Genomic DNA, 26,088 nt, shown 5'->3' with positions numbered 1-26,088 from the left:
AGTGTCTAAGCTGGGACGGCGGCATGCTCTACGACGACCTCGCCGAGATCATCGCGAACCTTCGCGGCCTCGGCGGCGACCACGCCTTTGTCGAGGCCAAACGAGCCGAGTCAAAGCTTCCGAAGAGCGTCCGCGAAACGCTCTCGGCGTTCGCCAATACCAGCGGCGGCGTCCTGATCCTCGGCCTCGACGAAACCCGAGGGTTCGAGGCGACCGGTGTTCGCGACCCGGCGAAGATGGAAGCCGACCTGGCGGCCTTGTGCTCGGAAAACCTGGAGCCGCCGCTACGACCTCTCATCGGGACCCACCGTTTCGAAGGGGCGGATCTCGTGGTCGCCGAGATTCCCGAACTGCCGCCGGGCAGCAAGCCTTCGTTCAATCGGGGCGTCGGCATGACGCAGGGGAGCTTCGTCAGAGTCGCCGACGGGGATCGAAGGCTGAGCCCATACGAAGTGCAGCTGATGATGGCGAACCGCGGTCAACCGCGGGATGACGAGCAGCCCGTGGCCGGTACCACCATCGCGAACCTCGACCATGCCCTGGTCGACACTTTTCTCAGCCGACTCCGCCGCCACCGAAGCAGGGCTTTCGCGAACTTGGACACCACCGCGGCACTGCGCCGCGCGAAGGTTCTCGTCGGCACCGAGCTTTCCCTTGCCGGGCTTCTGGCGCTGGGGGAATACCCTCAGGAGTTCTTCCCGCAGCTCATGTTGACTTTCGTGCACTACCCGACGAAATCCGGGCCTGATCCTCGAAACGGAACGCGGTTCATCGACAACGTCGCCGCGGAGGGGCCGATTCCGGTGATGGTGGACGAAGCGCTCATCGCTCTCCGCCGGAACATGAAACGACGATCCACCGTCCGCGGCGCCGGACGGGCCGAAACGTACGAGTACCCGGAGACCGCACTACGAGAAGCAGTGGTGAACGCACTGGTACACCGCGACTACTCGGGTACTTCCCACGGGACGCAGGTGCAGGTCGAGATGTATCCCGACCGGCTGCTCATCCGTAACCCAGGGGGCCTTTACGGGTCGGTCCGCGAAGAGAATCTCGGCGTCGAAGGGACGTCCTCGGCCCGCAACGCGACACTGCTGAAGATTCTCGAAGACATCCCGTTGCCCGGGTCGGATCGTCCGATCTGCGAGAACCGCGGTTCCGGGATCCCGGCGATGCTGACGGCGATGCGGGACGCCAAGCTCAGTCCGCCACGGTTCGCCGATGACATTTCCACTTTCTCGGCCACTTTCCCGAACCACACCTTGATGGGCGAAGACGCGGTTCGCTGGATCGCTTCGTTGGACGAGCACGGTCTCACCGACAGCCAATGCCACGGCCTCGCGATGCTGTTCCACGGGGAGACGCTCAACAACCAGGCCTACCGGAACGCCAACGACCTCGATTCGAGGGTGGCGACCGAAGAACTCGGTGATCTTGTCGCGCGAGGTCTCCTTGTCCCGGCCGGAGGGCGCCGGTACGCGCACTACACCCTCGCGGAAGACGCGACTCCCGCTCCCACCGACAGACCGGCACCGCCGAAGCGGCGCGCCGATCGGCGTGAAGAGATCCTCGATGCCCTAGGTGACAACGAGGCGACACGTGCCGACCTGGTCGCGGTGACCGGGCTGCACGACCGCACGATGACGCGCTGGCTGACCGTCTTGCTCAGGCAAGGACTGATCGAAGCGACCGAGCGAAATCTGCGGAGCCCCAACGTCCGCTATCGCCGTACGTCCAAGCGAACCCTCGATGAAACAGGTGGCTAGCCCACGCTCGGCTTCGGGATGTCGAAGTACCCGCTGAACCGCACGGCCGGCGCGTACTCGCCCTTCACCTTCACCTTGCCCGTCACGAACATCGCCGCCACCGCCGCGTTGCCGGTCGCCATCCGGATGAAGTCGTCGACGGAAAGGGTGATGGTGGTGTCCGGAGTGCGCGCGAGATCCGTGCTCGAAACGCAGACGCCGTCTTCGATGACCGTTTGAAAACGATCGAAACCGTCTTCTCCGTCACCATCGGTGAAACGCCATGCGACGACGAAGTCGACATGCCGCGCGCGTTCGGGAACGAAATGGTCCGACATTCTGCGGAAAATCTCGTCGAGGAACGCCGAACGCAGTTCCGGGTGATCGGCGATCGCCTTGAGCTGCTCCCGCGACGCCCGTTGCACGACGTCGACGAGCACCTCGGTCTCCAGCGAGCTCAGCTCGATGCCCGCACCGGTTTCGCCCAGCATGTGCAGGGTTTCCAGCACCTGGGTGAACTGCTCTGGGCTCAGTTTGGCGAGTTCGAGCTTCTCCGCGAACGCGTTGACGACGTGCTCGCCACCGGTGCGCGTCTTGTGCGTCCTCAACGGACGGGAAAGGCGTACCTTGTCCCGCCAGCGCCGGTTCGGGGAATTTCGGGGCACGGCACGGAAGTGTATCTGCTCGGCCGGGTTCAGGACGGTTTCGGAAGGTCGAAGAAACCGATGAGACCGGCCGCGAACGCCAGGTCACCTTTTACTTTGATCTTTCCGGTGACGAATAGCACAGCGGGCGTCGCCTGATGGGTGATGAGCCGGAAGAAGTCGACGGGCGCGATCGTGATCGTCACCCTCGGCTTCTCCTTCATGCCGCGGCTGACCGTGCACTCACCGTGCGAAATCACCGTCTCGTAGCGGTCATAACCGCCGTCGCCGGTGCCGCCGGACAGCCGCCAGTGGACGACGGCGTGCAGTGTCTTCGCGCGGTCCTGCCGGATGTGCGCGCCCATGCGGTCGAAGATCTCGCGCAGCACGCGCTCCCGGAGCGGCCGTTCGGCGACGACGCTCTCGAGTTGCGTGCGCGAGGCACGGGCGACGAGATTCGCGAACCGGGCCGGGTCCAGCTTGCGGAGGTCGAACGCGGGCGCGGACTCGGCGAGCCGCCCCAGCGCGGTGAGCAGCCGCCGGACGTCGTCCTTGCCGAGGTCCTTCGGGTCGATGGCGCCCGCGACCTCGTTGACGTCGAGAGAGTGCGCTTCGGCCGAGTCCGGCTCGATCCGTTCCAGCGCGTCGACCAGCGCGCGGCCGGTCAGCCCCACGATCTCGGTCATCTTCCCTCCAGTTCCACCTACCAAGGCGTAAGGCTACCCGCCAGTAGGTAGGCGGGCAAGCGTGCCGAAATCACCCATGCCGGTGGCAGCCCGGTAGCGTCTTACGCGAGCTAATGGGAGGTCATGAGTTGTCCGAGGAAGTGCCGCGTCCCGCCGAACGCGCCAAAAGGCTGCCGAGAGCGGTGCGGGAACGCCAGATCCTGGACGCAGCGGTCTCGGTGTTCTCGCGCTACGGCTATCACTCCGCGTCGATGGACGAGATCTCCGAGGTCGCCGGCGTGTCCAAGCCGATGATCTACACCTACCTCGGCTCCAAGGAAGACCTCTTCGGCGCGTGCATCCGCCGCGAAGCCACCCGCCTGCTGGAGGCGGTGCAGGACGGGATCAAACCCGATCTGCCGCCCGACATGCAGCTTTGGCACGGCCTGCGCGCGTTCTACCGCTTCGTCGCCGACTATCGCGAGTCCTGGACGGTGCTGCACCGCCAGGCCATGACCGTCGGCGGCGCCTTCGCCGCGGAGATCACCGACATGCGCACCCGCGCGATCGAGCTGGTCGCCGCGCTTGTCGTCTCCGCGGGCACCCGCAAGGGCCTCGGCGAGCAGGCCGAGTTCTCCGGCGCCGGGCTGTCCGCCGCGCTGGTCGGGGCGGCCGAGTCGCTGGCCGACTGGGCGCTCGACCACCCCGATGTCTCCGACGGCGTACTCGCCTCATGGCTGATGAACCTGGTCTGGCTCGGGTTCAACGACCTGGTCGAGGGCGAGATCTGGAAGCCGTCAGAGAGCGACGACTGAGCCCTCCAGATGCGGCTTCGGCTTGCGCGCGTTCCACAGCTCGAACGCCCAGCCATCGCCTTCACTCCACGTGGTGAAAGCGGCCTTGGCGGGCAGCAGGACCGGCTGCTTGAACTTGACGTCGACGGTGAACGCCTCCGGAAGCCTGCCTTCGAACGCCGCGAGCGCGTGCGCCTTCGTCCACATGCCGTGCGCGATCGCGGACGGGAACCCGAACGCCTTCGCGGTGATCGGGTGCAGGTGGATCGGGTTGCGGTCGCCGGAGACCTCGGCGTAGCGGCGGCCGATGTCGCCGGGCACGTGCCAGATCGCGGTGGGCGAGGGCTGTGAGAGCTGGCCGCGCGAAGTCTTCTCGCCGCTGCCACCGCCGCGGCGCAGGTACGTGCTGACGTCCGTCCACACTGGACTGTCGTTGACGAGCAGCTCGCTGATCACGTCGAACTGCTTGCCCTTCTCGTGCGGGCGCAGATCCTCGGCGCGCACGCGCAGGGTGAACGACTCGTCGAGCCGCAGCTGCCGGTGCTGGGTGATCCGGTTGGCGACGTGCACCATGCCCAGCAACGGGAACGGGAAGTCGTCCTCGGTCATCAGCGCCATCTGCAGCGGGAACGCGAGGATGTGCGGATACGTCGCCGGGAGCACGTCGTCCAGCCGGAATCCGCACACCTGGTTGTACGCGGCGAGATGGGCCGGGTCGACGACGACGCCCTCGCGGACGAACTCGGTCGACGGCAGCGCGTTCCCGCCGCTTTTGCGCAGCGAACCGAGCAACGCCTTGGGATACAACGAAGACAGGCTCGGCGACTCGTGGAGTTCCTTGACCGCCATGTTCACGCCCCCAGCAGTGCCTGGCCGCAGACGCGGACCACGTTGCCGTTGACCGCGGCCGAAGCCGGGTTCGCGTACCAGGCGATCGTCTCGGCGACGTCGACCGGCAGCCCGCCCTGGCCGAGGCTGGACAGCCGCCGCCCGGCCTCGCGGATGAACAGCGGGACGGCGGCGGTCATCTTGGTCTCGATGAAGCCGGGCGCGACGGCGTTGATCGTGCCGCCGTACTCGGCGAGCTTCGGCGCGCCGACGTTCACCATGCCGATGACGCCCGCCTTGCTGGTGGCGTAGTTGGTCTGGCCGACGTTGCCCGCGATGCCGGCGATCGAGGAGACGCCGATGATACGGCCGTTCTCGCGCAGCACCTTGTCCGTGAGCAGCTTCTCGTTCACCGCGAGCTGCGACGCGAGGTTGACGGAGATGACCGAGTCCCAGCCGCCTTCGGTCATGTTGCCCAGCGTCTTGTCGCGGGTGATGCCCGCGTTGTGCACGACGATGTCGACGCCGCCGTGGCGGGTGACGAGGTACTCGGCGAGCTTCTCGGGAGCGTCGGCGGCGGTGATGTCGAGCTGCAGCGCCGAGCCGCCGACCTTGTTGGCCACCTTCGACAGGTCCGCGCCCTGCGCGGGGATGTCGAGCGCGACGACGTGGGCGCCGTCGCGGCCCAGCACCTCGGCGATGGCGGCGCCGATACCGCGGGAAGCGCCGGTGACCAGGGCGACCTTGCCGTCCAGCGGCTTCGCCCAGTCGGCGGGCGCGGAGGCGGTCTTGGTCTCGGTGCCGACGCGGATGACCTGGGCGTCGACGAAGGCGGACTTCGACGAGAGCAGGAAGCGGAGCGTGGACTCAGTAGCCTCTTCGGCTCCTTCGGCGACGTACACGAGCTGAGCGGTCGCGCCGCGCTTCAGTTCCTTACCGACGGAACGGACGAAGCCTTCGAGTGCGCGCTGGGCGATCCGCTCATTGCCTTCGGCCAGCTCCGGCGGCGTCCCGAGGACGACGACGCGGCCCGACGGCCCGACGCTCCGGATCACCGGGTGGAAGAAGTTGTAGACCTCGCGAAGCTGCTTCGGGTCTTTCACGCCTGTCGCGTCGAAGACGAGCGCGGCGTGCCTGTCCGTCGCCGCCGAGATGACCTCGATCCCCGCGCGGTGCAGCTGCGCCTCGATCACCTTTTCGAGGCGACCGCCCGGCGCGGCACCCAGAAGTGCGGGACCCTCGAGAGCGGGCTGGCCGGGCTTGTACCGGCGGAGCGTCGCGGGGTTCGGCAGGCCGAGCTTCGGCACCACGAATTTCCCCACGGGGGATTTCGTGAACTGCTGGTACCTGTCAGCCATTACGTGCCTCCCGTGCAGTTTGCGTCACGTCGCATTCTAACCTACTCGCTAGTAGGTTACAGTGTGAGAGAGCCTACGGAGGAGTGGAAAAAATGGCCACGAAAAGGACGGCACCCGTGCGCAAGGTCGCGATCATCGGCGGCAACCGGATCCCCTTCGCCCGCTCGAACGGTCCGTACGCGAAAGCGTCGAACCAGGACATGTTCACGGCCGCCCTCGACGGCCTGGTCAGCCGCTTCTCCCTGCAGGACGAGGTGATCGGCGAGGTCGCCGCCGGCGCGGTGCTCAAGCACGCCCGCGACTTCAACCTCGCCCGTGAAAGCGTCCTCGGCAGCAGGCTGAACCCCGCCACCCCGGCCTCCGACGTGCAGATGGCGTGCGGCACCGGCCTGCAGGCGATCATCAACGTCGCCAACAAGATCGCCCTCGGCCAGATCGACTCGGCCATCGCGGGCGGCGTCGACACCACGTCCGACGCTCCGCTGGCGGTCAACGACGACCTGCGCCAGATCCTCGTGCAGCTGAATGCCGCGAAGACGCTCCCCGATCGGCTGAAGCTGGCCGCGAAGCTGCGTCCCGGGCACATCGTCCCCGAGATCCCGCGCAACTCCGAGCCGCGCACCGGCCTGTCCATGGGCGAGCACGCCGCGCTGACCGCGAAGGTCTGGGAGATCACGCGCGAGGCGCAGGACGAGCTCGCCGCCACCAGCCACCAGCGTCTCGGCGCCGCGTACGACAAGGGCTTCTTCGACGACCTGGTCACGCCGTACCTCAAGCTGGCCCGCGACCAGAACCTGCGGCCGGACTCCAGCGTCGAGAAGCTCGCGAAGCTGAAGCCCGCCTTCGGTGGTCCTGACGGCACGATGACCGCGGGCAACTCGACGCCGCTGTCCGACGGCGCGTCGACCGTCCTGCTCGCGACCGAGCAGTGGGCGAAGGCGCGGAAGCTGCCGGTGCTGGCGTACCTGACGTTCTCGCAGACCGCGGCCGTCGACTACGTCCACGGCGACGAAGGCCTGCTGATGGCGCCCGCGTACGCCGTCCCGCAGATGCTCACGCGTGCCGGACTCACTCTGCAGGACTTCGACTTCTACGAGATCCACGAGGCCTTCGCCTCGCAGGTGCTCGCCACCCTCAAGGCGTGGGAGGACCCGCAGTTCGCGAAGTCGAAGCTGGGTCTCGACGAGCCGCTCGGCTCCATCGATCGGGCGAAGCTGAACGTGAACGGCTCGTCGCTGGCGGCCGGGCACCCGTTCGCCGCGACCGGTGGCCGCATCGTCGCCACCCTCGCGAAACTGTTGAGCGAGAAGGGATCCGGCCGCGGACTCATCTCGATCTGCGCCGCGGGCGGCCAGGGCGTCACCGCGATCCTCGAAAAGTAGCGTTCGCCCGCAGCGGATCGGGGAAAAACCCGGGTGTCTTTGTCGGTGCCCGGGTCTAGCGTGTGCGCATGTTCGCAGTTCAGGCGAAAGCGCTGGTCAAGACCTACGGTTCCACCCGCGCGCTCGACGGGGTCGATCTGTCGATCCCGACGGGCAAGGTGCTGGGGCTGCTGGGGCCGAACGGCGCCGGCAAGACGACGACGGTCCGCATCCTGACCACCCTGCTCCGCCCGGATTCGGGCGAGGCGGAGGTGGCCGGGCACGACGTGCTGGCCCAGCCCGACGCCGTCCGGCGGTCGATCGGGCTGTCCGGGCAGTACGCCGCCGTGGACGAGAACCTCACCGGCTTCGAGAACCTGTACATGGTCGGCAGGCTGTACGGGAGCAAGAAGGCGGCGGCGAAGTCCAGGGCGCGCGAGCTGCTCGCCCGGTTCCGCCTGGAGGACGCGGCGGATCGCCCCGCCAAGACGTACTCCGGCGGCATGCGGCGGCGGCTCGACCTGGCGGGCGCGCTGGTCGCCGAGCCGACCGTGGTGATCCTCGACGAACCGACCACCGGGCTCGATCCGCGCGGCCGGATCGACACCTGGGAGGTCATCAAGGAGCTCGTCGCCGACGGCACCACCGTGCTGCTGACCACGCAGTACCTGGAGGAGGCCGATCAGCTCGCCGACTCGATCGTCGTGATCGACAAGGGGAAGGTCATCGCGCGCGGCACCGCCGACGAGCTGAAGCAGGAGATCGGCGGTGAACGGCTGGAGCTCGTCGTGGCGGACACGAGCGACCTCGCCATGACCGCACAGGTGCTCACCGAGGTCGGGTCGGGCACGCCGTCGGTCGACGAGCACACCCGCAAGGTCGACGTCCTGGTCGAGGGCGGGCCGAAGGCGCTGATCGAAGCACTGCGGCGGCTCGACGGCCACGGCGTCGCCGTCCAGGACGTCGCGCTGCACCGGCCGACGCTCGACGATGTCTTCCTTTCGCTGACAGGGCACGCCACGGACGAGGGGGAAAAGAAGTGAGCGCGGTCGCGAAGGCCTTTTCCGACGGTGGCGTGATCACCTGGCGGAACCTGAAGAACGTCCAGCGCAACCCGGACTGGCTGATGGCGGCGACACTGCAGCCGATCATGTTCGTGCTGCTGTTCGCGTACGTCTTCGGGGACGCGATCGGCGGCGAGGCGGGCGGGCTCGCGTACCGGGAGTTCCTGATCGCCGGCATCTTCGCGCAGACGGTCGCGTTCAACTCGGCGTTCACCGTGATCGGGTTCGCGAACGACCTGCAGAAGGGCATCATCGACAGGTTCCGTTCGCTGCCGATCTCGCGGCTGGCGGTGATCTTCGGCCGGACGACGTCCGACCTGGTGATCAGCGTGGTCGCGCTGGTCGTCATGTCGCTGTGCGGGCTGCTGGTCGGCTGGCGGATCCGCGGCAGCTTCCTCGACGCCGTGCTCGGCTACCTGGTGATGCTGATGTTCGCCTGGGCGCTGTCCTGGGTCGGCGCCTGGATCGGGCTGGTCGCGCGCAGTGTCGAGGTGGCGCAGAGCGCCGGGCTGATGTGGATGTTCCCGTTGAGCTTCATCTCGACGGCGTTCGTCCCGGCGGACAAGCTGCCGGGCGTGCTGAAGGCCATCGCCGACTGGAACCCGTTCACCGCGGTGATCAACTCGGCCCGTGACCTGTTCGGGAACCGTTTCGGCGCGCCCCCGACGGGCTGGCCCGCCGAGCACGCGTCGCTGTACGCGATCCTGTGCTGCATCGCCATCATCGCGATCTTCGCGCCGCTGGCGACGGCCCAGTACAAGAAGGTCGCGAGCCGGTAGAAAAAACTTCCGTGCACAAATGTCGAACCGCCGTCGAGCCGCTCGACGCGTCGGTGAAGGCGGGGTAGAAACAGCCCCGCCAAGACACTGAGGAGCGACGATGCGGTTTCTGATGATGCACCGGCTGGACGAGAGCGCCCCGGAGGCCTGGAACCCCAGCAAGGAGTTCATCGAGAAGATGGGCGCCTTCATCGAGGACTCGTTCGAGAAGGGCATCCTCATCACGGCGGAGGGCGTGCACCCCTCCGAGCGGGGCGCGAAGGTCCGCAAGGTGCGCGGCGGCAAGATCACCGCGACCGACGGCCCGTTCACCGAGGCCAAGGAGGTCATCGGCGGGTTCGCGCTGATCAACGCGAAGGACCTGGCGGAGGCTGTCTCGTTCGCCGAGTCCTACGCCGCGCTGTTCGACGAGATCGAGGTCGAGGTCCGCACCGTCGTCGAGGCGGAGGACATCGAGGCCTTCACCTCATGACCCCACGCGTTTAGTCCTCTGGATGCGCTTTTCCGCATCCAGAGGACTAAACGCGGGTCGTCACTTCGTGATGGCCTTCTCGGCCTTCTTCGCCAGCTTCTCGGCGCGCTTCTCCGTCTTGGCCGCAGCACGCTTGGCGCGCCAGCCGAGCGACGGCTTGCCCGCGGTGTCGGCGGCGGCCAGCAGCAGGCCACCGGCGAGGCCGGCGTTCTTGATGAACTGGATCTGCTGCTGCTGACGCTCGGCCGGTTCCTTGATCTCCCAGAACCGGTGCGCGGCCAGCGTGGTCGGGACGAGGCTGCCGAGCAGCAGCATCGAGGCCAGGCGCGGCGCCTTGCCCGCGGCGAGCGCGACCCCGGCGCCGACCTTCACCGCGGCGTCGATCCGGACGAGGGTGGCGGGGTCGCGCGGCACCGATTCCGGCACCACGCCCTCCAGTTTGTCGAAGGACTCGGTGAGGAACGGCTCCACGGCTTTGGCGTGCCCCTGGGTGTCCTTCAGCGCACCGATCCCGCCGGAGATGAAGATCGCGGCGAGGAGCGGACGTGCGACGCGACGGAGAATCACGGTCGTAAACCTTTCTGGATCCGGACCCGGGAAACAAACCTATCCCCAGTCTTCCCGCCCGCCACCGCGCCGAACCGCGCTAACGGTGTATCCCGGAATATTTCTCTGACGCTAGACAGCGCTAGATTGTGCTAGCGGGCCCGATACGCCTTCGGCAGCTTGAAACCGCGGTCGGCCGCGACCTGCCGCAGCCGGTCCGGATAGTCGGTGATGATGCCGTCGACGCCGTCGTCGATGAGCTTGTGCATGGTGGCCGGGTCGTCGATCGTCCAGGGCACGACCTTGATCCCCGCCCGGTGCGCCTCGCTGACCAGCGCCTTCGTGGTGAACGGCCGGTAGTCGGGGTCGCCGACCTTGCCGCCCTGCGGGTTGCCGTGCACCGGCGAAAGCGCGCTCGCGCCGAACGACTTCACCGCGCGGACGGGGCTGCCGCCGAAGTCGTCGATGTCGAGACCGCCGAGCCACGGCGACTTGCCCGGCTGCCCGACCTGCAGGAACTCGGGCTGGGTCAGCGCGACCGTCGGGATCCACGGCGCCACTTCGCGAAGCCGCATCAACGCGCCCCAGTCGAAGCTCTGGACGGTGACGTTCCGCGCGAACCCGCCACGCAGGATCTCGCGCACCACCCGTTGGACGAACTGCTCACGCGGCGCCGTCTCGTGCGGCGCGGCGGCCTCGACCTTGGTCTCGATGTTGAACTCGATCCCCCAGGCGTGGTGGTCCCTGGCGAGCTGGAAGAGCTCGGCGAGTGTCGGCATCTTGGCGCCGGGGGACAGCGTCTGACCGGGGTGGGCGGGCTGCCGGATCGAGCCGCAATCGAGCGTGCGGACCTGCGCGAACGTCAGATCGTTCACGTACTTGCCGACGTACGGATACGCCGGGTCGCCAGGCGTCGCGGGCGCGGTGTCGCGGCACTTCGCGGGTGTCGTCTTGCGGTCGTGGGTGATGACCTCGCGACCGTCCTTGGTGATCTGGATGTCGAGTTCGAGCGTGGTCACCCCCAGCTCCATCGCCTTGCCGAAGGACGCGAGCGTGCTCTCGACGGTGAGGCCGAGCCCGCCGCGGTGAGCCTGGATGTCGAAGGCGCGACGCGGTTGCGCGTCGGCGACCCCGGCCGTCGTCAAGGTCAGCGCAGCGGCCATGACCAGCGCGAATGTCTTCATCCGTGAACCATGCCACGGTCGGGTGAACTTCGATTGACTTTGACGCAACGTCAACCTCTACCTTCGTGGACATGCCGAACGAGACGGAGTGGTCGATTCAGGACATCGCCCGCTCGGCCGGGACCACGAGCCGCACGCTGCGCCACTACGGCGACATCGGACTGCTCGAACCGAGCCGGGTGGGGAGCAACGGATACCGCTACTACGACCAGGACGCGCTGGTGCGGCTGCAACGGATCCTGCTGCTTCGCGAACTCGGGCTGAGCCTGCCCGCGATCGGCGAAGTCCTCGAAGGGGAGCAGGACACGACGGCGGCGCTACGCACCCACCTGAAGTGGCTGGAGCAGGAGCGACAGCGGCTCGGACGGCAGATCGATTCGGTCAAAACGACCTTGAGGAAGACGGAGAGAGGTGAACAACTGATGGCAACGGAAGTGTTCGACGGCTTCGACCACACGAAGTACGAGAAGGAGGTCACCGAACGCTGGGGCGCCGACGCCTACAAGCAGGGTGACCGGTGGTGGAAGTCGCTGAGCGCCGAGGACAAGAAGGCGCACCAGCAGGAACAGAAGGACATCGCGGCCGCGTTCGGCGAGGCCCGCGCGCAGGGCCTGCCCGCCGACGGCGACGAGGCACAGGCGATCACGCGGCGGCTGTACGAATGGCTGCGGCCGGCGGTGCGAGCCGTGTCGAAGGGCTACTTCGCCGGTCTCGGACAGCTGTACGTCGACGACCCGCGCTACGGGCAGTACGACGAGAAGCACGGCGCGGGCACCGCAGAATACATCCGTGACGCGATGACGATCTACGCGGAACGCAACCTGAGTGAGTAGAAACGGGGGACGGGGCTGCAGACCCATCTCTCGGCTCAACCGCGGGGTCTCCCGAAGGGCGCCCGCGCCCGACGGAGACTTCACCGTCGCGCGCCTCTTTTGGCCGAAGGCCACGGAAATGCGATGAAGGGGCGCCGCTGTTCGTCAAGGTGACGAGCGAACCGGAACAGCGCCTCTTCGGCGCTTTTCCGTCAGCGCGACACGCCGTAGGCAAATATCACTGCATATCGGGCGAGAGCTAGAAACCCCGATAGCGTGTGAGAGTGGATCCCATCCGCAACCCCTTCGCTCCGGGTGCCGGTCAACGGCCGCCCGAGCTGGCAGGTCGCGTCCGCGAGCTCCAGGCCTTCGAGGTCGTGCTCGAACGGGTCGCGCGGGGGAGACCCGAACGCAGCCTGATGCTGACCGGCCTGCGCGGCGTGGGGAAGACCGTATTGCTGGGCGAGCTGCGCTCGCGGGCCATCAAGCACGGCTGGGGCGCCGGCAAGATCGAGGCCCGCCCGGACACCGAACTGAGGCGGCCGCTCTCGGCCGCGCTGCACCGCGCGATCCGCGATCTCGCCGTGCGCCATCGCGCGCCGGACCGGGTCGAGCAGGTGCTGGGCGTACTCAAGGCGTTCGCGCTGCGCGCCAACAAACCGGACGCGAAGCTGCGCGACCGCTGGCAGCCGGGCATCGACGTGCCCGCCGCGCAGGGCCGCGCCGATTCCGGTGACATCGAGATCGACCTGGTCGAACTGTTCACCGAGGTCGCGGAGCTGGCTGCCGACGTCGGCACCGGGGTCGCGCTGCTGATCGACGAGATCCAGGACCTGCTGCCTGAGGACGTTTCCGCGCTCTGCGCCGCCTGCCACGAACTTTCGCAGTCCGGGGCGCCGTTGGTCGTGGTCGGCGCGGGACTGCCGCATGTGCCCGCCGTCCTGTCGGCGTCGAAGTCGTACTCGGAGCGTCTCTTCCGCTATGCGCGCATCGACAGGCTGGAGCGCGAAGACGCCGACCTCGCGGTGATGGCGCCGATCGAACGCGAGGACGCGGGCATCGAGCCGGAGGCGCTTGACGCCCTGTTCGACGCGTCCGGCGGCTATCCGTATTTCATCCAGGCCTACGGCAAGGCCGCCTGGGACGCCGCGCCGGCGGACCCCATCACCGTGAAGGACGTCCAGGTCGCCGCCCCGGAGGCCGAGTCCGAGCTCGCGGTCGGCTTCTTCGGCTCCCGCTACGAACGCGCGACACCCGCGGAACGCGAGTACCTGCTCGCGATGGCGGAGCTGACGCAGGGGCGGGACGAGTCCGCCGGGACCGCCGATGTGGCCGTCTACCTGGGGCGGAAGCCTTCGTCGCTGTCACCGGCGCGGGACAGCCTGATGAAGAAGGGGCTGGTGTACTCCGCCGAACGCGGGCACATCGCCTTCACCGTCCCGCACTTCGGCCACTACCTGCTCGGCCGGGACTAAGCCTCTCTCAAGCTTTATAGCCTCAGCTCTAGAAAGCGGTAGAGACCCCTACCGTCGCTTCGTCGCGCCTTCCGGCGTTATCAAGAAGTGACCGGCGCCACCAAATCTCTCCGGTTTTACGCTCATGTTGCCGATGATTCATCGGCAGGTGTGCCAAGTCACCGGATAATCGTTGGATTCCTTGTGAAAAAGGGTGCATACTAGGAGCACAGCCACGAAGACGCAAGACCTACTCCCAAGGGGATGACAAAAACCGATGAACAACATCGCCGCCAAGCTCCGTGCCCGTCGCGCCGAGGCTCGCACTCGCCGGGCGCTGAACCGGGCGATCGACACCGCGGCCACCGCGACCGTTCGTCAGGAGCTCATCGCTATCTCCCAGGCGCGTCACACGCACATGCGCTGACCCGACAACAACCGTTGTAGGTGTCGCCCGTTCGAGTGACCTACGACACATAGTGCGTGAGGTGTAACGCCGCGGAACGCGGCGTCGATACCCACTACGACCCCGTGATGCTGGCGGACCCCCGACCTGGCAGCATCACGGGGTTTCCATATGTCCGGACCCCGAAAGATTCTTGCCTTCACCGCTTCGCGGAGTAACACTTGACCTCGTCAACGAATCTGTTGAGGTGGTCAAATGAATCGTTCCGCAGACCGGGTGGCGACCGTCCGGGCCTTCAACCGCCTGTACACCGGCGTGATCGGCGTCCTCGACGAAGGACCGGCCGACGCCGAGTACTCCCTGAGCGAAGCCAGGGTCATCTTCGAACTCGCGCAGCAGGAGCAGACCCAGGTCACCGACCTGCGCAAACGTCTCGACCTCGACGCCGGGTACGCGAGCAGGCTGCTCGCGAGGCTTGAAGGGCGCGGCCTGCTCACCCGTGAACGCAGCGACGAGGACGCCCGCCGTCAGATCGTCCGGCTGACCGACAACGGCCGCGAGGCCTTCGCCGTCCTCGACGAACGGTCGGTGGGCCGGATCGGCTCGCTGCTCGGCCGGTTCGGCGACGACGAACAGCAACGGCTGCTCGGCGCCATGGACACGATCACCTCGCTGGTCGGCGAGCGCGCCGCGGATCCCACGCTGGTCCTGCGTCCGCCCCGGCCGGGTGACTTCGGCTGGGTGGTCCACCGTCACGGCGCCCTCTACTCCCGCGAGTACGGCTGGGACGAACGCTTCGAAGCTCTCGTCGCCCGTGTCGTCGCGGAGTACGTCGACAGGCGCGGCGATCCACGCCAAGCGGGCTGGATCGCCGAACTCGACGGGGAGCGCGTCGGCAGCATCTTCTGCATGCCCGCCGAAGACGGCGTCACCGCGAAGCTGCGCATGTTGCTCCTCGAACCGGCCGCACGAGGACGGGGTGTCGGGAAACGCCTGGTCAGCGAGTGCGTCGAGTTCGCGAGGGCGTCCGGCTACCCGGCGATGGAGCTCTGGACGGTCTCACTGCTGGAGGCGGCGAGGGCGATCTACCAGAAGGCCGGCTTCCAGCTGGTGAGCGAAGAGACGATCACGGGCTTCGGTTACGAGCTGACCGGGCAGACCTGGCGGCTGGAGCTGTGACGTGTTCGTCGTCTACTGCCCCGTCTGCGATCGGCGGTCCGTGGTCGGGGTCGACTCGATCGATTTCGTCGACGACCTGACGCCGGGCATGATCTCCGTTTCCGGCCGCTGCCCGGACGGCCACTACGCCGTCCTGCTGACCGGGAAATCCTTCGCGCCCGACGAGCCCTGTGTGCGCGAAGTCCAGCACGTGTTGAAACGCCGTCGCCGCCGGACCAGGCTTGGTGCCTGGTTCGCGCGGCAACGTGAACTGCACGACCGGCTCTTCCGCTATTGATGTCGATTCCCCGGGGGCTCGTTCGTCTAGGGGCCATCGATTCCAAGGAGGACACCATGCCCCAGTACGTCGGTTTCCTGCGGTCCCAGTCGGATTCGCATGATCACCTCGGCCCCGACGAAGCACAACGCGTGCTCGAGAGCTACATCGCCTGGGCCGACGAACGCACGAAGGAGGGCCGTTTCGTCGTCGGCGGCGGGCTGTCGCGAGGCGGCCGGGTGCTGCGCGGCACGGGCGGCGAGGTCGGCGCGACCGACGGACCGCACACCGAAGCCACCGAGATCGTCGGCGGCTACCAGGTGATCGAGGCCGTGGATCTCGACCAGGCGGAGAAGATCTTCGCGACGCATCCGCATCTGAGGTTCGGGCCGATCGAGGTGCGCAAGGTCGGCGAACGCGGTTGTGAGGACTGACGCCGTCATGAGCCGCCCGGCCGGCGTGGTGGAGCATCTGTTCCGGCACAGCGCCGGGCGGATCGTCGCCACGCTGGCCAGGGCGTTCGGCCCCGAACGCCTGGACCTGGCCGAGGAGGCCGTCGCCGACGCGCTGGAGCAGGCGCTGCGGACCTGGCCGCAGACCGGCGTGCCGGACAATCCGCGCGGTTGGCTGTTCCGGGCGGCGAGGAACCGGGCGTTGGACGTCGTCCGGCGCGAACAGGCCTTGCGCGCGCTGCTGCCGCGGCTCGTGGAGCTGAACGGCCACGAAGCCGACCGGCGTACGGACGACGAGCTCGTGTTGATGCTGCTGTGCTGCCATCCCGCGCTGCCGATGGTCTCGCAGGTGGCGCTGACGCTGAAGACCGTCGGTGGGCTCGGGGTGAACGAGATCGCGGCGGCCCTGCTGACGAAACCGGCGACCGTGGCGCAGCGGCTCGTGCGGGCGAAGAAATGGCTGCGGGAGTCGGGGAAGCCGCTCACGCTGCCGGGGCCGGACGCGCTGGAGTCCAGAGTGGACAGTGTGCTGGCCGTGCTCTACCTGCTGTTCAACGAGGGCTACGACGCGACGACCGGCGAGGTCGCGGTGCGCGGCGAACTGTGCGGCGAGGCGATCCGGCTGGGGCGGCTGCTGCTGGCCGAGCCGAAGACGGATCTGCCGAGGGTGCGGGCGCTGGTCGCGCTGATGCTGTTGCAGGGGAGCAGGCTGCCCGCGCGGGTGGACCGCGACGGTGACCTGCTGCTGCTCGACGAGCAGGACCGGGACCGCTGGGATCACGCGATGATCGCCGAGGGGACGCGGCTGTTCGAGCGGGCGTGCACCGGGCCGGAGATGTCGGCGTATCACGTCGAAGCGGCGATCGCGCTGTGCCACAGCACGGCTTCGCCGCCGGATTGGCGCCGGATCGTCGGCCTGTACGACGACCTGCTGGCGCTGCGGCCGTCGCCGGTGGCGCGGCTGAATCGCGCGATCGCGCTTTCGATGGTGGATGGCGCGGCGGCCGGGATCGCCGAACTCGAAGCCGTCGAGGCCGATCTGCCGGACTACACGCTGCTGCCCGCCGTCCTCGGCGCGCTGTGGCTGCGGGCCGGCGACCCCGGGCGAGCCGCGGACCATTACCGGCGGGCGCTCGCGCTGCCCTGCTCGGAGCCGCGACGTCGCTTCCTCAACCGACGACTGGCGTCCTGCTCACCCGATTGACCAGGCTTTTTTCGCTTCCCCGCGCGTACCCCACCCCCCACCGCTCCCAGGGGGGCGCGCCCCGCACCAGCGTATCGGGAGGGGGTGACGCGGGGTGGGTTCCGGCGGCGGTGGGGGCCGAGTTGTCCACAACGGCGGGTGGGTGTGGACAACTCGGGGTGGGTGTCTCAAAGGGGGCCTTGGGGACATCGAGCGTCTCAAAGGGACCCTTCAGGACGCGGAGATCCGGCAGGTGTCCAGCGCGAAAGACACCTTCGGTTCACGCGGGCACGGTTACCTGGGGGAGTGAACTGGACGGCGTACGTCGACGGCTACTGCGAACGCCTCGCTCCCGGCCTTGGGGGCGAGCCGCTCAACAGCCTCAGCAATCTCGCGTTCCTGATCGCGGCGATCGCGGTCTGGCGGCAGCCGAAGGGCCGCGTCTTCGCCGTCCTCATCGGACTGGTGTTCCTCGGCAGCACGGCCTTCCACCTGCTCGCCACCCGCTGGTCCGCGGCCGCCGACACCGGCTTCATCCTGGTGTTCGTCCTGTACTACGCCGCCGTGTTCCCGCATCTGTTCTTCGGCGTCCGCCGCGGGCTCTCGTGGCTCGGCATCCCCGTGTTCCTCGCCTTCACCGCCGTCGTCGCGTCACTGGGCGGCGGGCTGTACCTCTCGGCACTGCTCGGGCTCGTGATCTTCGCGATCATCCTCAGGGGTGAACATCGCCGCAGGTTCGCCCTCGCCGCGGCCGTATTCGGGGTGTCCCTGTCGTTCCGCACGGCCGACCACACGGTCTGCGGCAGCTTTCCCGCCGGGACGCACTTCCTCTGGCACCTGCTGAACGGCCTCACCCTCTACCTGGCGGCGACCGCGGCCACGAAAAGGGCCGCGTCCCGGCAGGACGCGGCCCCTTCGATCAGCGGTGACTAGTGGACGCCGATTTCGCGGAGATCCTTGTCGTGTTCGTCGGCGTGGTAGTCCTCGGCCTCGGTGTCGTCCGTGCCGTTGAAGACCTTCAGCTGCCGCGCGATCACCGTGAAGATCACGGCGACCAGCAGGTTCGCGATCAGCGCCACGAATCCGACGTAGATCTGCAGCTGCGAGCCGCTGAGCGGATGCCAGCCGAAGATCGACAGGTCCCCGAGCTTCAGCGCCGAGCCACCGAAGTGCGCCTTGCCGGTCGCCGGGTTCGGGATGTTGTAGAGCATGATCAGGCCCCACCCGATGCCGACCACCCAGCCGGCGATCAGGCCCCAGCGGTGGAACCACCGCGTGTAGAGCGAGATCGCCACCGCGGGCAGCGTCTGCAGGATCAGCACCCCGCCGATGAGCTGCAGGTCGATCGAGAACTGCGGGTCGATGAACAGGATGAACGCCACCGCGCCGAACTTCACGATCAGCGAAGCGAGCTTGGCCTGCTTCGCTTCCTGGCCCGGCGTCGCGTTCTTCTTGATGTACTCCTTGTAGATGTTGCGGGTCCACAGGTTGGCCGCCGCGATCGACATGATCGCCGCGGGCACCAGCGCGCCGATGCCGATCGCGGCGAACGCGATCCCGGCGAACCACGACGAGAACTGCGTGTCGAACAGCACCGGGACGACGGTGTTCGTGTCGGGTTTGCCGGTGGCGTTGTTCGTGATCGGCTTGACCGAGGCACTGATCGCGACGTAGCCGAGCAGCGCCAGCAGGCCCAGGACCAGCGAGTACGCCGGCAGCGCGACCATGTTCCGCTTGATCACGCTGCGGCCGCGCGAGGCGAGCACGCTGGTGAGCGAGTGCGGGTACAGGAACAGCGCGAGCGCCGAACCGAGCGCCAGCGTGGCGTACTGCAACTGGTTGTTGGTGTTGAGCAGGATGCCGTCCGCCGGAGAGGGCGTCTTGTCGAATTTCGCGTCGGCCGCGTCGAAGATCGCCGACCAGCCGCCGAGCTTCGAGGGCAGGTAGATGATCGCCACGAGGATCACGAGGTAGATCAGGATGTCCTTGACGAACGCGATCAGCGCGGGCGCGCGAAGGCCCGACTGGTAGGTGTAGACCGCCAGGATGATGAAGGCGACCAGCAGCGGCAGGTGACCGACGATGCCGGAGCCGTTGATGCCCATGGTCCGCAGAACCGCCTCGAGCCCGACGAGCTGCAGCGCGATGTACGGCATCGTGGCGATGATGCCGGTGATGGCAATCAGCAGCGCCAGCGTCGGCGAACCGAACCGGCCGCGGACGAAGTCGGCGGGGGTGACGTAGCCGCGGACGCGCGAGACCGACCACATGCGCAGCGCCGGCATCAACACGATCGGGTAGACGATGATCGTGTACGGCAGCGCGAACAGGCCCATCGCGCCGGCGCTGAACATCAGCGCGGGAACGGCCACGAACGTGTAAGCCGTGTAGAGGTCACCGCCGAGCAAGAACCAGGTGATCCACGAGCCGAACTTGCGGCCGCCGAGACCCCACTCGTCCAGGTGATCGAGGGTGTTGCCCGCCTTCCAGCGAGACGCGACGAAGCCGAGGACGGTGACGACCGCGAAGAGGATCGTGAAGATGATCAGCTCGGGCCATTGGATGTTGGTCACTTGACGTCCCCCTCGTCGAGCTCGTCCACGGACAGCCGGTCGGGACGCTCACTGGTCGGCTTGTCCTTCGTCATCACGTAGACGATCCATGTGCAGAGGACACCGACCGCCACGAACACGAATTGGAACCAGTAGAAGAACGGCATCCCGAACAGCCGGGGACCGTCCGAATTGAACAAGGACGTGATCAGCACCAGCAACGGGATGATCAACAGGAGGTTCCAGGGGCTGAACTGAAAGCCCCTCACCTTCCCGTCTGCCTTACCTGACGCCATCGGACCTCACCTAACGTTCCCGTACCCCCGGATCGACCCGATGACCCTAGAACCTCTCACCCGCCCGGGTCACGCGTGCCGGATATCGATTTGATCAGCGACGCCTCATACGACGAAGGGCGGTTGCCGTCGGAGTCCCCGGCGGATATCAATAGCCGCAAGTCGCGAACAGGAACTTCGCACGCAACATCAAAGGGGCATCGGATGAAGAAACTCCGCTATGCGGTGGTGATCCCGGCTGTCGCCGGCACCATGCTGGCCGGGTTCACGCCTGCGTTCGCAGGGCCGGAGGCTGCCGGGCAGCAGCCGCTGAACTCCACCAACATTCCGGCGAAGTACGCGGACCAGAAGCTGGACTGGCACAAGTGCACCGCCAGTGAGCTGCCGTCCGCGCCGCCTCCGGGGGCCGAGAACATCGAGTGTGCGACCTACCGCTCGCCGCGTAACTGGTACAAGCCGAACGAGGCCATCGACCTGACGATCGCCGTCAGCCGCCTCGCCGCCACCAGCGGCAACGCGACGGCCAGTGTCATCACGAACCCGGGTGGTCCCGGCGCTCCCGGCCGTAACTTCCCGGCCCGTCTGCGTAACCAGACGAAGCTGCGCGCGAACCAGGAGATCATCGGTCTCGACCCGCGCGGCACCGGCAAGAGCACCAACATCACCTGCGGCAACGCGATCGGCACCGGCTCCGACCTGGACCCGCGCGACCGCAGCCGGGCGAACCTCAACCTGATCCTGGACGCCACCAAGTACGCGGCGGACTCCTGCCAGGTGAAGTCCGGCGAGCTGGGCCCGCTCATCAACACCGCCCAGACCATCCGCGACATCGACCTGCTGCGTGTCCTCCTGGGCCGCGACAAGATCAACTGGGTCGGCTACTCGGCGGGTACCTGGATGGGCGCGCACTACGCGCAGCAGTTCCCGACCAGGACCGGCCGCTTCCTGCTCGACTCCTCGACCGAGTTCACCACCACCTGGCAGAACTCGTTCGACGGGCAGCCGCTCGGCTTCGAGCGCCGCTGGCGTCAGGACTTCCTGCCGTGGATGGGCAAGTACGACAAGGTCTACGGCTTCGGCAAGAACGGTGAGGCCGCTCGCCAGACCTACGAGAAGGTCCGCTTCGCGCTGACCCAGAACCCGGTCGAGGTGGACGGCGTCCCGGTTTCGGCCAACGCCCTCGACTCGACCATCGCTTCGTACCTCTACTCGAAGCGCAACTTCCCGGCGCTGGCCGACTACCTGGTCAACCTGAAGACGCTGACCGAGGGCACCTCGTCGCAGCAGCAGAAGGCCTCGGCCGCGCAGAAGGTCAAGGCCGAGACCGTCGACGGTGACGGCGTCATCGGCCCGCAGCCGCTGTTCGTCCCGAGCGACGGCGACTCCTACAACGCCAGCTTCTGGTCCATCCCCTGCAACGAGGGCAAGTGGACCGGCACCCGGCAGAGCGTCATCCGCCAGTCGCAGAAGCTGATCGACCGCGATCTGCCGCTGCTCGGCGCCGGCTGGCTGATCCAGCCGTGCATTTTCTGGAAGAACAAGCCGGTCGACCTGCCGAAGCTCGACGGCCGCGGCGTCCCGCCGGTGCTGATCGTCCAGTCGGTGCACGACCCCGCGACCCCGATCGAGGGCGCGACCCGTGCGCACCGCGCGTTCGCCAACTCGCGGATGATCACCGTGACCGGTGAGGGTGACCACGGTATCTACGCCGGCGGCAACGTGGGTGTGGACAAGGTCGTGGAGGACTACCTCGTCGACGGCAAGGTGCCGAACGACCAGAGCCTCCCCGGACTCCCACTTCCGGTGCCCGCGGGCGCCTGAAGCCACTAGGGATTGTGGCCCCGTCGAGTTTCGGCTCGGCGGGGCCCTTTTCTTGGGGTTGTCCACGACCTGTGCACAGAGTTGTCCACAGGCTGGGGGTAACTCAGTGGGCCGGTCGTAAGTGGCGTGGCGCTTTCGCGGGATCAGTTGGACGACACGCGTGTTTGGATGGACGACACGCGTGATCCAGCGGACGGTTCGTGGCGTCTCGTCCATCCAGTCACGCGTGTCGTCCGCCCAAACACGTGACATCGCCGGTGCCGCACCTCGTGAGTGGTAAGGACGGTGCGACCCGGATCGCCACTCACGACCAATCCGACCGGTATTAGTATTGGGCTCATGGTGCGAGTGCCGTTGACGGACGAGGAACGCGAACGCGGCGAGCGGCTGGGGCTGGCGCTCCGGGACGCGCGCGCGGCGTCGTCGCGGAGCATGGTCGAGGTCGCGGCCGAGGCCGGGATCTCGGTGGAGACGCTCCGGAAGATCGAGACCGGGCGGATCCCGACGCCCGCCTTCTTCACCGTGATGGCGATCGCGGACGCCGTCGCGCTGCCGCTGGACGCACTGCGTTCGGCCGCCGAGGGCAACGCCGAAGAGGTCGCCGAAGCGAGCTGACGAGGGCTTCAGCACCGCTTCGTGAGCGGTGGGTGTACTCGAGAAGCGGGCGAAGGACGCTTTCGCCGCATCGCATGCGGTCAAGGCCCCCTTCGTCCCACTATCCACAGGCCCCCGCCGTTGTGGACAACTCCCGCCCTCGATCACCGTCCACGCCGTTTCCGTCACCCACCGCCGATACGCTGGTGCAGGGCGCGCCCCCCAGGGATGGGTGGGGGGTGGGGTGCGCGGGGGACGCCGAGATCAGGGGCGCAGGGCGGCCAGGGCGTGTGCCCGGTCGTTCAGGTAGAGGAAGCCGTCGATCGGCAGGTCGAAGCTGTTCAGCAGGCTTTCCAGGGTGGCGTACTCGTCCACGCCGAGGTGCAGGTTCTCCTTCAGCGCGTGCGCGACGAGGACGTCCGCCAGTTCTTCCCACTCGCCCGACCAGTGCAGCGTGCGGTAGAAGGCCAGGAGGTCCGGCGCGATCCGGTCGCCGATCTGGTCGAGCAGGCTGTCGCCGAAGAAGCTGATCCGGCCGGCGGCGAGGTCGGCGACGGTCGGGTTCGCCGGGTCGGCGGCGGTGTCGGGATTGCGGACCACGCCGGGGCCCGCCACCGGATAACCGGTCTTGACGTGGCCGTTGTCTTCGACCAGCACGATCAGGTGCACGCCGTACCGTTCGCCGGCGCAGCGCCAACGGCCGTTGTGGAGTCTGAGGCGGGGTTCGCTCGGATCGTTCGCGACGTCCTTGATCACCGCGATGATCTGCTCGTCGGTCCAGCCCGCGGGGAACTCGCTGGTCGCCCGCCGCCCCTTCCCCGGTGCGTGCCCGCCGCCCACTCGTGCTCCTTTCGTCGCATCGAGGGTAACCCGCGTTCGGAGTATCCGAATGATCCGAACGCGGGAACGGGTGACCTCAGGCGATCACGCTGAGCAAGACGGCACCGACGACGAGGACGTCCACGCCGCGCAGGGCCTGCAGCCCGGCCGCCCCGCCGCTGACGTCGTAGTTCATCGGTGGCCGGGTCGCCGTCCGCAGCGCGGCGAACACCGCGAGCGGGATCGCGAGCCACACCGGCCAGGCGGGGATCACGCCGAGGAGCAGCGTCACGAGACCGAGCAGGATCCCCCAAGCGACACCCAGCAGGGTGATCACCAGCCCGTTGACCAGCCGTAACTCCCAGTCGGACGCGCCGAGCCACCGCCTGCGGCCGGGGTTGCGCCACAGTTCGCCGAGCCCGCCGACGAACGGCACGAGCGCCGCGTACGCGCCGAGCGCGAACAGCGCCGCCGCGGGGATCGCCGGAAAGGCCAAGTGCGTGACGCCGGCCAGGCACGCGATCACCACGCTCGACGCCGCGTAGCGCGCCCGGCCGAGCACCCCCGCCCACGCGAGCCGCAGCGTCGTCGGACGCCGCAGCGACAGCCACGGCACCGGTTTCGACTCCGGGATCAGCAGCATGGGATCCATGAAGACCGCGGCCATCGCCCGCAGCAGCCGCGCGTTCCAGCCGTCGACGAGTTCCTGGCGGCCGACCCCGGACATCGGCTCCCCGCCGAAGGCCACCGCGACCGCCACCACGAACAGCACGCCGGCCAGCACCTCGACGGCGACCGGGCCGAGACCCGCGGCCGCGAACGCCAGACCGGCGAGCGCGAGCACGACCGGCGCGAGCGTTTCCCCTCGGATCGCCGTCCGCCGCGCGGTGACGGCGGCCAGGATCGCGCCGGAGGCGGTCAACGCCGACATCGCGATCCACACGTCCTTCGACCCGCCACCGATCGCGGTGACCAGCGCCCCGGTGTAGCCGACCACCAGGACCAAGCCGGACCACAGCGTCCACATCCGCTTCACGACAACGCGGCGCCTGTCGACGCGGGCGAAGTCCATCCACGTCAGCGCCGCCGGTTCGGCCCAGACGAAACCGCGGCGCAGCAGGCCGCGCCAGAACATCGCGCAGAGCACGACGAGTAGCCCGAAAACCGCCGGAAAGTCCACAACGGACTGTCCAAAGAGGAAATCGCGGAGCTTCGGCAGGTTCTGGAAGGCGGTGAACAGCGCGCCGAAACCGAACAATGCCAGGAAGGTCTGGTAGTCACCGTTGAGCAGCCCGCCGAAACGCTGCCGTCCTGGGACGTGCGTGGGCGCTTTCGTGGTCACCACAACTCGAGGGTGGAGTCGGCCGCTTCGAGCAGCGGAGGGTGATGCGTGGCCACGACGACGGCCGCCCCGGCGTCGGTCGAACGCTTGATCAACGACGTCAGCCATTCCTTGCCCGCGACATCGAGCGCCCGCTCGGGCTCGTCGAGCAGGAGGACGTCGTGCGGCCGCGCCGTCGCACCGAGGAGCAACAGCCGACGGCGTTGCCCGGCCGAGAACTTGCCCGCGGTGACCTTCGCCCGCTCGGCGAGCCCCGCGTCCGCGAGGAGCGCGCCGTAGTCGCCGAGATCGGCGCCGAACGAACCCTCCAGCAGTTCGAGATGCTGGAGCGGCGTCAGCTCGGCGAAGAAATCGGAGTCGTCGAACAGAACGGAAACCTTGCGACGGAAGGCAACATCGCGTTCGTCGGGCTTTCCGCCCGCGACGACGACGCGGCCGCGCTGCGGAGTTTGCGTGCCGTACAAACACCGCAGCAGGGTGGATTTCCCGACTCCGTTGGGGCCGACGATGACCGCGCATTCGCCCGCCTCGACCTCGAAGTCGAGGCCGTCGAACAACCAGTGCTCCCCGGCCTGGACGCCGAGCCCGCGTACGTCGATCATCGGCCGCGCAAGGATTCGATCACCGGAGCGAGCGCGTCCACGTTGTGTTCCAGCACGGTGAAGTAGGTGAAGCCGAAGCGTTCGCGATGCGCCAGGATCTGTTCGGCGATCTGTTCGTGGGTGCCGACCAAAGCCGTCGGCAGTTCGGCGAGTTGTTCGACGGTGAGCTTGCCATCGAGCAACTCTCGCAGGCTCTCCAACCCCTTTCGCCGGTCTTCGACCACGGCGACGAAATGCGAGAGGATGTTGAATTCGACCGCGCGGCCGTTCAGTTTCCCGCGGACGAAGTTCACCCGCTCCTCGATTCCGGCGGCGTCGTCGACGGCGAGCGCGCCGCCGTCGGGAACGGCCGCCGTGCCGGTGAAGCCGATGATGTCGGCGTGTTCGGCGGCGAGGGTGAGGAGCCTGTCACCGCGGCCGGCGATCATCAGCGGCGGGCCCGGTTTCTGCACTGTCGGCGGTTTGTGGTTTTCGTCGGCATAGAGCCGTTTCAGCTCTTTGATGGTGTTCTCGAGATGGTCCACGCGTTTGCCCGCACGCGGGAACTCCATGCCCGCCGCTTCGAATTCGGCCTTCACGTAACCGGCCCCCAGGCCGAGCTCCAGCCTGCCTTCGGTGAACTGATCCGTGCCGGTGACGTCGCGGGCCAGCAGCACCGGGTTGTAGAAGGCGGTGTTGATGACGAAAGTGTTGAGCCGAGGACGGTTCGTCACCTCGGCGGCGAGCACGAGGGCCGGGAACGGCGGTGCCATGCCGAGGTGGTCGGCCGCGCCGATCACGTCGAATCCGAGGTCCTCGGCCTTGCGGCACTTTTCGACCCACGCGGCACGGCTTTCCGGGACGACCATGTTGACGCCGAATTTGACCATGCGGCCACGGT

At 67.7% G+C, this 26,088-nt stretch carries 28 protein-coding genes; 16 read left to right on the top strand and 12 right to left on the bottom strand.

What is annotated here, in order from left to right:
- Positions 1-23: 23 nt before the first annotated feature.
- Positions 24-1,766, top strand: a complete 1,743-nt coding sequence (locus ED92_RS06955) for an ATP-binding protein (protein WP_037334337.1) — start codon at positions 24-26, stop codon at positions 1,764-1,766.
- Here the strand turns inward: ED92_RS06955 and ED92_RS06950 are convergent.
- A complete protein-coding gene (locus ED92_RS06950) occupies positions 1,763-2,353 on the bottom strand; it encodes an SCP2 sterol-binding domain-containing protein (protein ID WP_037334334.1) in 591 nt (196 codons plus the stop codon). The two genes, ED92_RS06955 and ED92_RS06950, sit on opposite strands and share 4 nt — an antisense overlap.
- 86 nt (positions 2,354-2,439) lie before the next feature.
- Positions 2,440-3,075, bottom strand: a complete 636-nt coding sequence (locus tag ED92_RS06945) for an SCP2 sterol-binding domain-containing protein (RefSeq protein WP_037334331.1) — start codon at positions 3,073-3,075, stop codon at positions 2,440-2,442.
- 128 nt (positions 3,076-3,203) lie between these two features.
- On the opposite strand from ED92_RS06945, the gene ED92_RS06940 reads away from it, so the two are divergent.
- The gene (locus ED92_RS06940) at positions 3,204-3,869 is read left to right on the top strand and encodes a TetR/AcrR family transcriptional regulator (RefSeq protein ID WP_007032385.1); all 666 of its coding nucleotides are present in this window, start codon (positions 3,204-3,206) and stop codon (positions 3,867-3,869) included.
- On the opposite strand, the gene ED92_RS06935 is transcribed toward ED92_RS06940, so the two are convergent.
- Together ED92_RS06935 and ED92_RS06930 are read right to left on the bottom strand one after the other, a co-directional pair.
- Complete coding sequence (locus ED92_RS06935; protein ID WP_037334328.1) at positions 3,852-4,697, bottom strand: MaoC/PaaZ C-terminal domain-containing protein; 846 nt, start codon at positions 4,695-4,697, stop codon at positions 3,852-3,854. The two genes, ED92_RS06940 and ED92_RS06935, sit on opposite strands and share 18 nt — an antisense overlap.
- Positions 4,698-4,699: 2 nt before the next feature.
- Positions 4,700-6,034 carry a 3-oxoacyl-ACP reductase gene (locus ED92_RS06930; RefSeq protein WP_037334325.1) on the bottom strand — a complete coding sequence of 445 codons (1,335 nt, stop codon included), beginning with the start codon at positions 6,032-6,034 and terminating at the stop codon, positions 4,700-4,702.
- 92 nt (positions 6,035-6,126) lie between these two features.
- On the opposite strand from ED92_RS06930, the gene ED92_RS06925 reads away from it, so the two are divergent.
- The 4 genes from ED92_RS06925 to ED92_RS06910 all read left to right on the top strand — a co-directional run bounded on the left by ED92_RS06925 (position 6,127) and on the right by ED92_RS06910 (position 9,710).
- A complete protein-coding gene (locus ED92_RS06925) occupies positions 6,127-7,416 on the top strand; it encodes an acetyl-CoA C-acetyltransferase (RefSeq protein WP_037334323.1) in 1,290 nt (429 codons plus the stop codon).
- A 68-nt stretch (positions 7,417-7,484) separates the two neighbouring features.
- A complete protein-coding gene (locus tag ED92_RS06920; RefSeq protein WP_037334320.1) occupies positions 7,485-8,438 on the top strand; it encodes a daunorubicin resistance protein DrrA family ABC transporter ATP-binding protein in 954 nt (317 codons plus the stop codon).
- On the top strand, positions 8,435-9,238 hold the full coding sequence (locus ED92_RS06915) for an ABC transporter permease (protein ID WP_037334316.1): 804 nt from the start codon (positions 8,435-8,437) through the stop codon (positions 9,236-9,238). The genes ED92_RS06920 and ED92_RS06915 overlap by 4 nt, the downstream gene beginning before the upstream one ends.
- A gap of 100 nt (positions 9,239-9,338) precedes the next feature.
- Positions 9,339-9,710, top strand: a complete 372-nt coding sequence (locus ED92_RS06910) for a YciI family protein (protein ID WP_081975715.1) — start codon at positions 9,339-9,341, stop codon at positions 9,708-9,710.
- 60 nt (positions 9,711-9,770) lie between these two features.
- Here the strand turns inward: ED92_RS06910 and ED92_RS06905 are convergent, their stop codons facing one another.
- Together ED92_RS06905 and ED92_RS06900 are read right to left on the bottom strand one after the other, a co-directional pair.
- Positions 9,771-10,277 (bottom strand): DoxX family protein, encoded by a 507-nt coding sequence (locus ED92_RS06905; protein ID WP_037334313.1) that lies wholly within the window; start codon positions 10,275-10,277, stop codon positions 9,771-9,773.
- Between the two features lie 131 nt (positions 10,278-10,408).
- Positions 10,409-11,440, bottom strand: coding sequence for a glycerophosphodiester phosphodiesterase family protein (locus ED92_RS06900; protein WP_037334310.1), 1,032 nt, complete (start codon positions 11,438-11,440; stop codon positions 10,409-10,411).
- 71 nt (positions 11,441-11,511) lie between these two features.
- Here ED92_RS06900 and ED92_RS06895 point away from each other — a divergent pair, with 71 nt between their 5' ends.
- The 8 genes from ED92_RS06895 (at position 11,512) to ED92_RS06865 (ending at position 18,115) form a co-directional block, all read left to right on the top strand.
- Complete coding sequence (locus ED92_RS06895; RefSeq protein ID WP_037336144.1) at positions 11,512-12,273, top strand: MerR family transcriptional regulator; 762 nt, start codon at positions 11,512-11,514, stop codon at positions 12,271-12,273.
- 263 nt (positions 12,274-12,536) lie between these two features.
- Complete coding sequence (locus ED92_RS06890; protein ID WP_007032375.1) at positions 12,537-13,727, top strand: ATP-binding protein; 1,191 nt, start codon at positions 12,537-12,539, stop codon at positions 13,725-13,727.
- Between the two features lie 256 nt (positions 13,728-13,983).
- Complete coding sequence (locus tag ED92_RS42980; RefSeq protein ID WP_007032374.1) at positions 13,984-14,133, top strand: hypothetical protein; 150 nt, start codon at positions 13,984-13,986, stop codon at positions 14,131-14,133.
- A gap of 234 nt (positions 14,134-14,367) precedes the next feature.
- Positions 14,368-15,291, top strand: coding sequence for a helix-turn-helix domain-containing GNAT family N-acetyltransferase (locus ED92_RS06885; protein WP_037334307.1), 924 nt, complete (start codon positions 14,368-14,370; stop codon positions 15,289-15,291).
- 1 nt (position 15,292) lies between these two features.
- Positions 15,293-15,568 (top strand): hypothetical protein, encoded by a 276-nt coding sequence (locus ED92_RS06880; protein ID WP_037334305.1) that lies wholly within the window; start codon positions 15,293-15,295, stop codon positions 15,566-15,568.
- Between the two features lie 56 nt (positions 15,569-15,624).
- Positions 15,625-15,981 carry a YciI family protein gene (locus ED92_RS06875; protein ID WP_037334303.1) on the top strand — a complete coding sequence of 119 codons (357 nt, stop codon included), beginning with the start codon at positions 15,625-15,627 and terminating at the stop codon, positions 15,979-15,981.
- 7 nt (positions 15,982-15,988) lie between these two features.
- Positions 15,989-17,203 carry an RNA polymerase sigma factor gene (locus ED92_RS06870; RefSeq protein WP_037334299.1) on the top strand — a complete coding sequence of 405 codons (1,215 nt, stop codon included), beginning with the start codon at positions 15,989-15,991 and terminating at the stop codon, positions 17,201-17,203.
- Between the two features lie 285 nt (positions 17,204-17,488).
- Positions 17,489-18,115: a hypothetical protein gene (locus tag ED92_RS06865; RefSeq protein ID WP_037334297.1), complete on the top strand. Its 627-nt coding sequence runs from the start codon at positions 17,489-17,491 to the stop codon at positions 18,113-18,115.
- On the opposite strand, the gene mctP is transcribed toward ED92_RS06865, so the two are convergent.
- Entirely contained in the window at positions 18,112-19,755 is a 1,644-nt protein-coding gene (mctP, locus tag ED92_RS06860) for a monocarboxylate uptake permease MctP (RefSeq protein ID WP_037334294.1), read from the bottom strand. The genes ED92_RS06865 and mctP overlap by 4 nt on opposite strands.
- Positions 19,752-20,030 carry a DUF3311 domain-containing protein gene (locus ED92_RS06855; RefSeq protein WP_037334291.1) on the bottom strand — a complete coding sequence of 93 codons (279 nt, stop codon included), beginning with the start codon at positions 20,028-20,030 and terminating at the stop codon, positions 19,752-19,754. The genes mctP and ED92_RS06855 overlap by 4 nt, the downstream gene beginning before the upstream one ends.
- Positions 20,031-20,234: 204 nt before the next feature.
- Between ED92_RS06855 and ED92_RS06850 the strand changes: the two genes are divergently transcribed.
- The gene (locus ED92_RS06850; RefSeq protein ID WP_037334288.1) at positions 20,235-21,851 is read left to right on the top strand and encodes an alpha/beta hydrolase; all 1,617 of its coding nucleotides are present in this window, start codon (positions 20,235-20,237) and stop codon (positions 21,849-21,851) included.
- A 339-nt stretch (positions 21,852-22,190) separates the two neighbouring features.
- The gene (locus ED92_RS06845; protein ID WP_037334285.1) at positions 22,191-22,466 is read left to right on the top strand and encodes a helix-turn-helix domain-containing protein; all 276 of its coding nucleotides are present in this window, start codon (positions 22,191-22,193) and stop codon (positions 22,464-22,466) included.
- Positions 22,467-22,709: 243 nt separating this feature from the next.
- On the opposite strand, the gene ED92_RS06840 is transcribed toward ED92_RS06845, so the two are convergent.
- The 4 genes from ED92_RS06840 to ED92_RS06825 form a co-directional block, all read right to left on the bottom strand.
- Complete coding sequence (locus ED92_RS06840; RefSeq protein WP_037334282.1) at positions 22,710-23,285, bottom strand: EndoU domain-containing protein; 576 nt, start codon at positions 23,283-23,285, stop codon at positions 22,710-22,712.
- A gap of 76 nt (positions 23,286-23,361) precedes the next feature.
- Positions 23,362-24,609 (bottom strand): DUF6297 family protein, encoded by a 1,248-nt coding sequence (locus tag ED92_RS06835; RefSeq protein WP_037334279.1) that lies wholly within the window; start codon positions 24,607-24,609, stop codon positions 23,362-23,364.
- Complete coding sequence (locus ED92_RS06830) at positions 24,603-25,208, bottom strand: ABC transporter ATP-binding protein (RefSeq protein WP_037334276.1); 606 nt, start codon at positions 25,206-25,208, stop codon at positions 24,603-24,605. Before ED92_RS06830 ends, ED92_RS06835 begins: the two co-directional genes overlap by 7 nt.
- Entirely contained in the window at positions 25,205-26,077 is an 873-nt protein-coding gene (locus ED92_RS06825) for an LLM class F420-dependent oxidoreductase (protein ID WP_037334274.1), read from the bottom strand. Before ED92_RS06825 ends, ED92_RS06830 begins: the two co-directional genes overlap by 4 nt.
- Between the last annotated feature and the right edge of the window lie 11 nt (positions 26,078-26,088).

The organism is Amycolatopsis sp. MJM2582 (genome assembly GCF_000754115.1).
GTDB classification, from domain to species: domain Bacteria; phylum Actinomycetota; class Actinomycetes; order Mycobacteriales; family Pseudonocardiaceae; genus Amycolatopsis; species Amycolatopsis japonica.
This window is presented reverse-complemented; position numbering and strand designations above follow the sequence as displayed.